The organism is Vibrio hepatarius, assembly GCF_011806575.1.
Classification (GTDB): domain Bacteria; phylum Pseudomonadota; class Gammaproteobacteria; order Enterobacterales; family Vibrionaceae; genus Vibrio; species Vibrio hepatarius_A.
Genome location: NZ_JAATOO010000009.1, coordinates 98,676 through 111,139, shown reverse-complemented (window position 1 = coordinate 111,139; position 12,464 = coordinate 98,676). Strand labels below are relative to the sequence as shown.

The following is a 12,464-nucleotide window of genomic DNA, read 5'->3' as shown; positions in this document are numbered from 1 at the left end:
CTGAATTTAGTGAAACACAAGGAGTCTTACCATGACGGAACGCCAAGTAGAAGATAAGCGTCTCGATACAACACGCACAATCCGTGCCCCTCACGGCACAACGTTGAGAGCAAAATCTTGGCTGACGGAAGCACCGCTTCGTATGCTGATGAACAACCTAGATCCTGATGTGGCAGAGCACCCTCATTCACTGGTGGTTTATGGCGGTATTGGCCGTGCAGCCCGCAACTGGGAATGTTACGACAAAATCGTTGAAGTGCTAGAGCGTCTTGAAGATGATCAAACACTTTTGGTTCAGTCTGGTAAGCCTGTTGCGGTCTTCCCTACTCACAAAAATGCTCCTCGTGTTTTGATCGCCAACTCAAACCTAGTGCCACACTGGGCAAACTGGGAACACTTCAACGAGCTAGATAAGCAAGGCTTAATGATGTACGGCCAGATGACAGCGGGTAGCTGGATTTACATCGGCTCTCAAGGCATCGTTCAAGGCACTTACGAAACATTCGTTTCAGTGGCGAAAAAACACTTCGACGGCAATCCAAAAGGTCGCTGGATCCTAACTGGTGGTCTTGGCGGCATGGGTGGCGCTCAACCCCTTGCTGCGACGATGGCGGGTTTCTCGATGATCGCGGTTGAATGCGACGAATCACGTATCGATTACCGTCTACGTACGGGTTATGTGGATAAGAAAGCCACTAACCTTGATGAAGCGCTGGCGATCATTTACGAATCTGATACGCCAGTCTCTGTTGGTCTGCTTGCAAACGCGGCGGATGTATTCCCAGAACTTGTAGAGCGCAACATCACTCCTGACGTGGTCACCGACCAAACATCAGCACACGACCCTCTAAACGGTTACCTACCTCTTGGCTGGTCTATGCAGCACGCGGCGGAAATGCGTTTGAAAGACGAAGCCACAGTCGTCAAAGCAGCGAAAGAGTCAATGGCTGTGCAAGTAAAAGCGATGCTAGAGCTACAAGAGCGCGGCGCAGCAACTCTGGACTACGGTAACAACATTCGCCAAATGGCACTGGAAGAAGGCGTAGAAAACGCGTTCGACTTCCCGGGTTTCGTACCGGCTTACATTCGTCCACTCTTCTGTGAAGGTATCGGTCCTTTCCGCTGGGCAGCGCTGTCTGGTGACCCAGAAGATATCTACAAAACCGACCAAAAAGTGAAGGAACTCATTCCAGATAACCCTCACCTACATAACTGGCTCGACATGGCTCGTGAACGCATTCAGTTCCAAGGTCTGCCTGCTCGTATCTGTTGGGTTGGCCTGAAAGATCGTAAACGCTTAGGCGAAGCGTTCAACGAAATGGTCAGAAATGGCGAGTTAAAAGCACCTATCGTTATCGGTCGTGACCACTTAGATTCAGGTTCGGTTGCAAGTCCAAACCGTGAAACAGAAGGCATGATGGACGGTTCAGACGCTGTATCAGACTGGCCGCTACTTAACGCCCTGCTAAACACCGCGGGCGGCGCAACTTGGGTCTCTCTACACCACGGTGGCGGCGTAGGCATGGGCTTCTCTCAGCACTCAGGCATGGTTATCTGTTGTGATGGTACAGACGATGCAGCAGAGCGTATTGCACGCGTGCTTCACAATGACCCAGGCACAGGTGTTATGCGTCACGCAGATGCGGGCTACGACATCGCCAAGAAATGCGCAGCAGAGCAAGGCCTCGACCTGCCAATGCTCAACGAAGAACTGAAAAAGCTAAAATAAGCAGACCTGAATTAAGGAAAAAGAAAATGTTAAATTTAATGCTAAAGCCGGGAAATCTTAGCTTAAAAGAACTGCGTCAAGTGAGCCGTTCACCTGTGAATCTGTCACTCGATCCAGAAGCATTTCCAGCAATCGAAGAAAGCACTAAGGTTGTTGAACAGGTCATTGCTGACGACCGCACCGTTTACGGCATCAACACGGGTTTTGGTCTACTGGCTAACACGCGTATCGCTCCTGAAGACCTAGAAACGCTGCAAAAAAGTATCGTGCTCTCTCACGCTGCGGGTATTGGCGAGTTTATGTCTGATGAAACCGTACGTTTAATGATGGTGCTCAAGATCAACAGCCTTTCTCGTGGTTTCTCTGGCATTCGTCTAAGTGTTATTCAGGCGTTGATTCAACTGGTGAACTCGCAAGTTTACCCATGTGTGCCGCAAAAAGGCTCTGTCGGTGCATCGGGTGACTTGGCGCCTTTGGCTCACATGAGCACCGTGCTATTAGGTGAAGGCCAAGCTCGCCACAATGGCAAAATCATCTCTGGTTTAGAAGCATTAAAAGTCGCTGGGTTAGACCCAATCACTCTAGCGCCAAAAGAAGGCCTTGCGCTGCTTAACGGCACACAAGCATCAACAGCATTTGCACTAGAAGGTCTGTTTGCTGCAGAAGATTTGTTTGCCTCTGCAACGGTATGCGGCGCAATGTCGGTAGAAGCTGCACTAGGTAGCCGTCGCCCGTTTGACCCACGAATCCACCGTGTACGTGGCCATCGCGGGCAAATGGATGCAGCGCTTGCGTATCGCCATATGCTGGACGTAAGCAGTGAGATTGGTGAGTCACACACTGGCTGTGAAAAAGTACAAGATCCATACTCACTGCGCTGTCAACCTCAAGTGATGGGGGCATGCTTACAGCAAATTCGAAACTCGGCAGAGACACTGGAGATCGAAGCGAACTCGGTATCTGACAACCCATTAGTCTTTGCTGAAGATGGCGACATCATATCGGGTGGTAACTTCCATGCAGAACCTGTTGCGATGGCAGCGGATAACTTAGCACTGGCAATCGCGGAAATCGGTAGCTTGTCTGAGCGTCGTATGGCTCTACTTATCGACAGTGCACTGAGCAAACTGCCACCATTCTTAGTAGATAATGGCGGCGTAAACTCGGGCTTTATGATTGCTCAGGTGACGGCGGCGGCGCTAGCGAGTGAAAACAAAACATTGGCTCACCCAGCGTCAATCGACAGCTTGCCAACGTCTGCAAACCAAGAAGACCACGTATCGATGGCAACATTCGCGGGCCGTCGTCTACGTGACATGGCGGAAAACACACGCGGCATTCTAGCGGTTGAATACTTAGCAGCTGCACAAGGTATCGACTTCCGTGCGCCAAATAAGTCTTCGGCAAAAGTAGAAGAAGCGAAGCAGATTCTGCGTGAAAAAGTACCGTTCTACGATAAAGACCGTTACTTCGCACCGGACATAGAGCAAGCGAACTCGCTGTTAAAACTGGCAGTACACAATCATCTAATGCCAGAAGCCATTCTTCCAAGCTTCTAACATTAAGAGATAAAAATAGCCCCCACTCTTGAGTGGGGGCTTTTTGTTTACTTACGTCGTAATAACGGTAATAGCATTGTCAGCGTTAACCAGCCTAAACTGCCACCACCTCCGCCACTACTACGGCGATCGGATTGCGTTTCAAAATTCGCTTTACGGAAGTTGGAAATGTATGCCGCGTCATCGCCAATATCTATTGAGCCATCTTTTTGGTACTCAAACTTGACGCTATTGGAATAACTAGGTAGGTAAACCCACGGTTTAAGCGTGTACTCACCACCTATCCCATCGACATATTCTCCATTAACGTAGAGATCAACTGTATCTGCAGCTTCAGAAGATACTTTTAGATCAAATTCATAGTAACCTGAAGGAATCCCCTCAAATATCACTGATGATCGTTGAGAATGGGCAATAGGCGCGGAGCGTAAGCCATTTGATGTGATTTGCCAAGGGTACTCATTTGAGTAAACATCAACATTAGAGATAGATAGAGCATCCGCTAGTGCAGAACTACGGGCGATTGCTATCTCATATTGTGCCTCAAGTTCTACGCTATAAGCTGTGCCATTAGCCGTATAGTTAACCGTAATAGCTAATGTCTGTTTTTCATAATTAGGGGAATTAAAACTCACGGTAACTGTACATGCCGAGCCCGATTGAATAGCACCTGTACAGCTATCAGTTAAAATGGCTATGTCATTGGCCGCTACCACACTATCGATAGTTATTGCACTGTCAGAAAAGTTTTTAAGAACAAACTCATGCGTATTGGTGCCAGTCTCTTTGTACGCCCTAGGGCTCATTTCGCTGTAACTCAAACCTGAGGTAATTTGCGCAATCCAGTCAGTGTAAAGGCTAATGTTGGTGTATACACCGTAAGAGTTGACTTCACCGCACTGCTGAGAACCAAAACTGACAATCCCAAGCTGTACACCTGAAGAGTCAATGACTAGTGGGCCACCACTATCACCTCTGCACGAGTCGTAGCCTTCATAAGCATAACCAGCGCAAAAGTTATCTGAGTCTGTTGAGTCTGCAACCGAGGCAAATGTCGCAGCACAGACAGCTTGGTCAACCATAGGCACCGTAACTTCAAGTAGCTCAGCCGAAGTTGTATGGTTGCCGTATTCTGGTGTCGTCGAGCCCCAACCGGCCACCGTCATGTCCGTACCGTCTGGAGTATTTGATCGAGTGTTTGAATCAGCAATATCAACAGGCGTTGCTTCATCTGCCGCTAAAACCCTAGGCAGCTCTATAATAGCGATATCATTTGCTAAATTACTATATGCGGGATGAATGTAGATCTGCTGTGGAGTTAACCTCACCCCTTCGGTTTCTTCATGGTTGAGGTTGTTAATGCCAACGATCACTTCAAAGTCTTGCGTTGTTTGGCCTTCAACGCAGTGAGCGGCGGTTAAAATATAGCGATCACCAATGTAGCTACCGCCGCAGAATTGACCTTCATAAGCTGAGGCTCCACGTTTAACAAGCGCTGTCATGTATGGCCAGTCAACAGAGCTGGCTGCCGTTCCATCGATAATTCGTGGGGAGAAATCTTGAGCAATGCTGGGAGCTGCGATCGCACACGTCGCGGCACCGACTAATGCGGAGAAATGCCAACGTATCATAAGTTCTACTTCCTATAAATTTCACATACATTGACAGGGATAATATATTTGTCTGATAGGGTTAAGAACTAAAACCCTATTTCATAGCGATACTTTACTCTAAAATGCGAGTCATCACTAAATCCAGCGTCTAACCTTTTGTTTATAAACAATATACTCATTACCAAACAATTTCTCTAACGCTCGCTCTTCGGGCAAGATTTGAAATCGGTTCATGTAAGGGATGAATAAAAAGGAGAAAACTAGAGCTAGCAGGTTCTGATGCCAGTACGCAAAGCCGAACAGAAGGACGAATAGTGCTAGGTACATTGGGTTACGTGTATAGGCAAATATTCCAGTTTGTACGACCGTAGAAGCATCTTCAACTTTGACCGGATGAACTGTGGTATTCGCTCGGTGGAACTGATAAACACCAGACACACCAATGACACCAGACAAAACGAAGCAAACCGCCAAAAGTAGCGAATGCAGCGGCAGATCGACAGTAAACGCTGGCAATACGTGAGTGACGCGGTTAATCAAGATAATCAAAATAATGAATACCGCAACGGGTGGGATTTTTCTCTCTAGCTTGTCCATATGTCTCTTAGTACTGTTGTGATACCTAAAAAATAGCCCAGTATCTGAAACTGGGCTACTTAACACTAAACGAGTTGTAATAAAGCTTGGACAGGATGTTTCATCCTCACGCCTTCAAAACGTTTGACCTGACTGCGGCAAGAGTAACCGGTGATCAAGCAACGTTCTTTTGGTAGATCTTGCAAGCTCGGTTTCCAACTTAGCCCGTAAATGTCTTTTGACATTTGCAGCTTATCGACTTCGTGACCAAACGTTCCAGCCATACCACAACATCCCACTGGAACGGTGTTTAGTTGTCCACCAAAATGAGCGAATATCGTCCCCCACTCTTTTTCAGAGTTTGGCATTTTGGTTTTTTCAGTACAGTGAGCAAACAGGTACCAAGGTTGTTGTTCTTGGCCAGACTGCGTTCCGAATTCCGCTAATCGTGGCAATAGCCATTCGTGAGCGGTTAGCACTTGAAAATCACCACGCTTGTCGCCAAGCACTTCTTGGTATTCATCTCGATAACACAGCACCAACGCTGGATCGACGCCAACCAGCGGAATCTCAATATCTGCCACTTGTTGTAAGAACGCGGCAGTGTTCGATGCATTTTTCGCAAACTGCTTGAGGAAGCCTTTGATGTGTTGCGCTTTGCCATTCGGTTTAAATGGCAACAGCACAGGTGTTTTGCCAAGCTTAAGCGCGAGTTTAGCGAAATCTTCCACCACTTCAGCGTCGTAGTAGCTGGTAAATGGGTCTTGCACGATAACCACATGATTCTGCTTATCTTCCTTAGAAAGCGAAGCAAGGTATTGCAGGTCGAACGTTTTGAGCTCTGTTAAGCGCTGTTCCAAAGTTGGCACAGAGAGCAAAGGCGCATCGACATAACCCACCGTTGAAGCCGTCAAGTTCTGTACCCATTTCTGTTTCAACGCACCATTAACCAGTTTTGGTGCTTTCGCCATTGTTGGGAGCATGGTTTCAATATTCGCGACCAAGTAATCTTTCATCGGACGTTGGTAGCGCGAGTAATAAATATTGAGGAAACGAGAACGGAAACTCGGTACGTCCACTTTGATCGGACACTGACTGGCACACGCTTTACACGCAAGACAGCCATTCATCGCTTCATACACTTCGTGAGAGAAGTCGTCTTCATGGCGTTTGTTGAGCGTATTCCTAACGCGGTCAATCATCGTTTTGATGGATGTAGTATTTTCCAGTGTCTGCTTCTCTAAGTCGAGAATATCGACACCTTGCTCGCTCAATTGACGCAACCATTCGCGAACCAAACCTGCGCGGCCTTTTGGCGAATGACGACGATCTGCTGTTACCTTCATCGAAGGGCACATCGGCGAAGACGTATCATAGTTAAAACACAAGCCGTTACCGTTACACTCCATCGCTTGTTTGAAGCTGTCGCGTACTTTGACGTCGATTTGGCGGTCATAAAAGCCGCGTTTGGTATCTGTAACTTTAACAAGCTCAGCGTTGCTGTCTAACGGCGTACAGATCTTACCCGGGTTCATTTTATTGTGCGGATCGAATGCCGCTTTAACTCGACGTAACTCAGTAAACAGCTCTTCGCCAAAAAACTCGGGGCCATACTCAGAGCGGTAGCCTTTACCGTGTTCACCCCACATTAAGCCGCCATATTTCGCAACCAGTTTAACCACTTCGTCTGATACTTCATGCATCAGCGCTTCTTGCTGGGGATCACATAAATCCAACGCAGGACGAACGTGCAGTACACCCGCATCAACGTGACCAAACATACCGTAGTTCAGCTGTTTTGCATCCAACAGTTCACGGAACTCGACAATAAAGTCCGCTAAGTTCTCTGGCGGTACACACGTATCTTCTGCAAATGCGACAGGCTTAGCTCGACCTTTCGCCGCACCAAGCAGACCGACCGCTTTTTTACGCATGTTGTAGATGCGTCCGATGCTCGCCAAGTCGTCACACACTTGGTAACCAATGATGCCGGCTTCACCTTGTTCAAGCATCTCATCCAAACGCGCTGTTAGCGCCGCAACTTGCTGCGTGACTTCTTGTTCGTCTTGGCCTGCGTACTCCACCATATTGATGCCCTGCATATCTTTACCAGGAACATCGGTTAGCAGGTCACTCACCGTATGCCAAACAATGTCTTCTTTGGCGAGGTTAAGTACTTTCGAGTCAACCGTTTCAACAGAGAGCGCCTGGGCTTCGACCATAAATGGCGCATTGCGCAGAGCAGAGTCAAAACTGTCATACTTCACGTTAACCAAGGTTCGCGCTTTAGGAATCGGTGTCAGGTTAAGTTTCGCTTCGGTGACAAATGCCAATGAACCTTCTGCGCCACACAGAACGCGAGTCAGATTAAACTGATCGGTTTCTTCATCTAGCGCATTTTTAAGATCGTAACCGGTCAGAAAGCGGTTTAATGGTGGGAATTTAGCGTTAATCTGTTCACGTTGTTCACGACAGACTTGCTCAGTCACTTTGTAGGCTTGGTGAGCATACTCGCCTTCTTCAGGCAGGCCTTTTGATAAATCAGACTCAAGGACTGAACCGTCGGCAAATACTGCTTGTAGCGATAACACATGATCCGACGTTTTACCGTATTTCAGAGAGCCTTGCCCCGACGCATCGGTGTTTACCATACCGCCCAAGGTTGCGCGGTTACTGGTTGAAAGATCCGGTGAGAAGAAATAGCCATAAGGGCGAACCGCATCATTCAGTTGATCCTTAACTACACCCGTTTGAACACGTACCCAACCTTCGTCTTCGTTGATTTCCAGCACCTTATTCATATGGCGCGACAGGTCAACCACGATCCCTTTCGTCAACGACTGACCGTTCGTACCAGTACCGCCACCGCGGGGAGAAAACGTAATACGCTCATAGTTGGACTTAGTGCTCAGCTTACCGATCAGCACCACGTCTTGTGTCGACTTTGGATGAACTACGGCTTGAGGAAGTTGCTGGTAAACGCTATTGTCAGTAGCAACGGCTAAACGACTTGAATATTGGCTTTCGATGTCTCCGGAAAATCCTGATGCTTTAAGTTCTTCGAGAAAACTGAGGACGACGGGATCCACGTCAGATTGTGAGTGTAATCTTGGTAACATTTGCTTCCTGCCCCTATTACGCTGATCCTGTCAGCATTGGGTTCAATATGATGAGTTATAATCTATGAGTTAGGTCACTTTACAACATTTAAAAGAGTGATCAAAACAGAAATGCAGTGTCAAATTGGAACTTATTACATTTCTTTTCAACTCTTTAAAATCATGGACTTGATTTGAAGAGTCTTTACGAGCAAATCGCCAATGAAAAAAACAAAAATTATTACGACAGACGACATCCTTTTAACGCTTTGCCAGTCTGTATCAGGTGTCCTGACCTCAGCGACCAGTTCAAATATCAGCTACTCAGCGATGGTGCAAAAAATCTCCAAAACCAGTCTAAAACCTGATTTCGGCTGTTTTGTACTATTTGACGGTGGTTTTTCAGGGCTGGTGATCATCAACTTTACCTCCAAAGCCGCACTGGAGGTCTACACCAACTACATGCGTAGCATGGGCATGCCAGAAGAAGAACTCGCTATTCTGCATACTTCAGATGAAGTCGCGGACGTTCTGGGCGAGCTGATGAACCAACTGGTCGGGGATTTCACCAATCAAATCCGCAAAACGTTGCAAACCCACATCACTCAAAACCAGCCTAAAATGCTAGCACTGAACAAGCAGGTGATTTTATCGGTCGATACAAACCTAGATCGCCCACAGGCTCGTCGTGTTACCTTCTCGACTGAGCAAGGCAACATTTTCTACCTAGAACTCGCAATGGATAAAACCGAGTTCATTCAATTGGAAGAATTTGAAGTCGCTGAAGATGAAAGCCCTGATGCGATCTTAGAACAAGCGCGTCAAAAGCCAGCTCCAGCAGAAAAAGACAAAGATAACGCAACGAACATCAACCCCGATGACCTACTCGACGAGCTGGGTATCTAGCTAAGCGCTACGACCTTGTTATCACCTTGGACTGGCTCTCGACTTCACACTAGTGATGTTGAGACTCAGTCCGAGCTAGAGAATTGATGGCGATAACCTAAGCTGAATGCAATATCGGTACTGTTATCCATGTTGAACACATTCTCTATTGCAACCACTTCAATCGCCCCATAGCGGGAGTGATAACGGTAGCCGAGTAGAAATTCAGTCGATGGTTCATCCAAGTCACTGATGTTGTCTGAGTTGCCCTCGTAGAGGTGAAACTCGGCGAGAATACGGTGCTTTGGATGAATCTCATACTGATAACTCACCCCAGAAGAGAAAGAAAACGTCCTATATTTTATATCTGCCAACACCTTATCGTCATGGCGATACGTAACGCCAAGTAAGGTGTAGATATTGTGTTTACCAGTCCGATAGCTGTAGTTTGCCTGTAAACTTTGCTCAAAATGGCTGACTTTGAATGGCCCACTGCTGACATAGTTGTAGTAGAGCGACCCACCAAGAGACAAACCGTGCTTATCGTTTTCTAGCACTTGATAGCCAAGATAGAAATTGAACGCATTACTCAGTGTTTCGCCTCTAAAGTCATGAACTTCAGCACCATACTTGGGTGCAGAAATATCAAATGAGTGATCATCGACCTCATCTCGCCCGTTTTGACTCAATCCAAAAAAATCATGAAAATCCTTGGTTAGACTGTCTAAGCGGTTATCCGCTGCAAAACGCCAAGTGTAGCTTGCATCCAGTGACCAACGTTCATCCAATTGCCACAAGCCGCCGATCACCAGTGTATTTTGATAATAGTCAGCAAGATAGTCGTCTGTCCTAGCCCACACACTCGCAATGCTACCGCTAGTGTAGAGTTCAATCGTATCAGGGCGATAGCTAAAACCGCTTCTCACCAAGGGCGTTAAACCGCTCGATTGCAATGGAGATTGGGCGTAGACTTTTAGCGGGCCAAAGTCGACATCAGAATGTTCTGTAGCTTGTGCATAGATTGTGGACGGTAAAACGAACAAAATTACCCCAAATAGACTGTGACGACTTCGTTTCTGCATATTCATGACATTGCCACCTCTGTAAACTGGCTGGCACCTAAAACTAAACAGCAATCCCATGATTAAGCATGTAGTTTCAATCAATTGCGATGACTACGTTTTTAAATCCAGCACAAGGTTAAGCCTAAGGACGCGCTCAACCCTTTATCCAATGGTTGAATAACTTGAGTATATGAAGAGGCTCAAAGAGTCGTTGTCTTAACTTTGCAATACAACGTCCATTTGATTTGGATAGATGCGGGAAACTCGACGCTTGATCGGACTGGCAACGAGTGTAATTCACTACCAACCCCCTCTAATAAAGTCGATGACGGTTTTTATCTCCTCTCAGCACTCATTCTATCCAACTCGATTTCCGTTTTGTCTGATAACACGTTAAAATGTCCGACTTTTCAAAATTGGTAACACTTAAGCTGTCGATGGATAAACAAAAAGCCCTTAAAAAAATTGCGAAGTGTCTTGAACTTGGTAATTCAGCTAACGTAAACGAAGCTGCTAACGCGATTAAAATGGCGCACCGCTTAATGATGAAATATGGTCTGGACAAAGACGATATTGAGTTCATCAAGATGGGAAAAACTCAATCGACACACCTACTTCCCTCTAATGTCGGCTCACATTTGTTGCGTATCATTCGTGGTATTAATACCAAGTTTGGCGTTGAGGCCGTGCTGCTCAATCACAAAGGTCTGAAACGCGCTGAATTTATTGGTGAAGCAGACCGCGCGATCTTTGCCGCATTCGCCTTCGATATCATCTACCGTGAGATGAATGAGCAAACGGGTAAGTTCCGCAATAGCTTTGCCGGTACTGGTACACCTTCAGGTGAAGTCACCCGACGTGTTGGCTCCTTTTTATCTGGTTGGGTAGAAGGCGCACTCGAGAAGCTGCCTATCATCAGCCCAGATGAAGAGTCCGCGAAAAAAATTGACGACTACATCGATAAAGAGTTTCAAAATATTGACCGTGAGACTTTTAAACAGCAGCTGCGTGAAGCGATGAAAAACCTCACTGACGATTACGAAGTCGGTTTAAAGAAAGGCCGCACTGTCTCCGTCAATCGCCCGATCAACGGCGCACAAGCGCGCAAAATGTTACGCTGACATTCGTTAATCTCCCGTTAAGGATATGTCAAATACACTAGATTTGATTGACTTATATAGACTGTATCTGGATGATTCTGCAGTTCTTAATATAATTATTAATTAATCTTGGAAATGATTCCGGGACACATGGAGATGTACTTGTGAAAAAAATTACACTAGCTCTAGCAGTTGCTATCTCTTTATCTGGCTGTGCAGCAACGCAACGCCAAAACGCAACCACAGGCGAAACTGAAACTAACTCAGCAACGACAGGCGCTATCATCGGTGCAATCGCTGGTGCTGCGGTTGGTGTAGCCACAGGTGATGATGCAAAAGAGCGTCGTCAGCGTGCGCTAATCGGTGCAGCAGGTGGTGCGGCAGTGGGTGGCGGTGTAGGTTACTACTTTGACCGTCAAGAAGCAGCGCTGCGTCAAGAACTTCTAAACTCAGGTGTTCAAGTAGAACGTGTTGGTGAAAACCAATTGCTACTTCGCATGGAAAACGGCATTGGCTTTACGTCTAGCTCATACGACCTAGACCCAAGCATCCACAACACACTACGTGGTGTGGCGCGTATCCTTGTTGAGTACCCAGACACAAGCCTTGTGATCGATGGTCACACAGACAGCACTGGTGGCGACACACTTAACCAAGTCCTTTCAGAGCGCCGTGCTGAAGCAGTACGTAGTTACCTGATTTCTCAAGGTGTGGCATCTGGTCGTGCAATCGCACGTGGTAACGGTGAACGCTACCCACTATGTACCAACAGCACAACCGCTGGACGTGCATGTAACCGCCGCGTAGAGATTCAAATCCTGCCGCTGAAATAACAGCTCG

The 12,464-nt window shown here is 47.0% G+C and carries 9 protein-coding genes; 5 read left to right on the top strand and 4 right to left on the bottom strand.

From position 1 onward, the window contains the following. Positions 1 to 31 precede the first annotated feature (31 nt). Positions 32 to 1,729, top strand: a complete 1,698-nt coding sequence (gene hutU, locus HCZ42_RS09285) for a urocanate hydratase (protein ID WP_167420430.1) — start codon at positions 32 to 34, stop codon at positions 1,727 to 1,729. A gap of 26 nt (positions 1,730 to 1,755) precedes the next feature. Next, positions 1,756 to 3,288 carry a histidine ammonia-lyase gene (gene hutH / locus HCZ42_RS09280; protein ID WP_167420429.1) on the top strand — a complete coding sequence of 511 codons (1,533 nt, stop codon included), beginning with the start codon at positions 1,756 to 1,758 and terminating at the stop codon, positions 3,286 to 3,288. Between the two features lie 47 nt (positions 3,289 to 3,335). Here hutH and HCZ42_RS09275 read toward each other — a convergent pair whose 3' ends face one another. The 3 genes from HCZ42_RS09275 to ydiJ form a co-directional block, all read right to left on the bottom strand. Beyond that, positions 3,336 to 4,919 carry a trypsin-like serine protease gene (locus tag HCZ42_RS09275; RefSeq protein ID WP_167420428.1) on the bottom strand — a complete coding sequence of 528 codons (1,584 nt, stop codon included), beginning with the start codon at positions 4,917 to 4,919 and terminating at the stop codon, positions 3,336 to 3,338. A gap of 117 nt (positions 4,920 to 5,036) precedes the next feature. Further along, complete coding sequence (locus HCZ42_RS09270; RefSeq protein WP_167420427.1) at positions 5,037 to 5,498, bottom strand: methyltransferase family protein; 462 nt, start codon at positions 5,496 to 5,498, stop codon at positions 5,037 to 5,039. 65 nt (positions 5,499 to 5,563) lie between these two features. Next, a complete protein-coding gene (gene ydiJ / locus HCZ42_RS09265; RefSeq protein ID WP_167420426.1) occupies positions 5,564 to 8,596 on the bottom strand; it encodes a D-2-hydroxyglutarate dehydrogenase YdiJ in 3,033 nt (1,010 codons plus the stop codon). A 201-nt stretch (positions 8,597 to 8,797) separates the two neighbouring features. Here ydiJ and HCZ42_RS09260 point away from each other — a divergent pair, with 201 nt between their 5' ends. Next, positions 8,798 to 9,481 carry a DUF3334 family protein gene (locus HCZ42_RS09260; RefSeq protein WP_167420425.1) on the top strand — a complete coding sequence of 228 codons (684 nt, stop codon included), beginning with the start codon at positions 8,798 to 8,800 and terminating at the stop codon, positions 9,479 to 9,481. 65 nt (positions 9,482 to 9,546) lie between these two features. Here the strand turns inward: HCZ42_RS09260 and HCZ42_RS09255 are convergent, their stop codons facing one another. Beyond that, a complete protein-coding gene (locus tag HCZ42_RS09255; RefSeq protein ID WP_254868922.1) occupies positions 9,547 to 10,548 on the bottom strand; it encodes a DUF3187 family protein in 1,002 nt (333 codons plus the stop codon). 413 nt (positions 10,549 to 10,961) lie between these two features. Between HCZ42_RS09255 and HCZ42_RS09250 the strand changes: the two genes are divergently transcribed. Continuing rightward, positions 10,962 to 11,645, top strand: a complete 684-nt coding sequence (locus HCZ42_RS09250; protein WP_053410433.1) for a DUF2786 domain-containing protein — start codon at positions 10,962 to 10,964, stop codon at positions 11,643 to 11,645. A gap of 143 nt (positions 11,646 to 11,788) precedes the next feature. Continuing rightward, positions 11,789 to 12,457 (top strand): OmpA family protein, encoded by a 669-nt coding sequence (locus tag HCZ42_RS09245; protein WP_167420424.1) that lies wholly within the window; start codon positions 11,789 to 11,791, stop codon positions 12,455 to 12,457. Positions 12,458 to 12,464 lie beyond the last annotated feature (7 nt).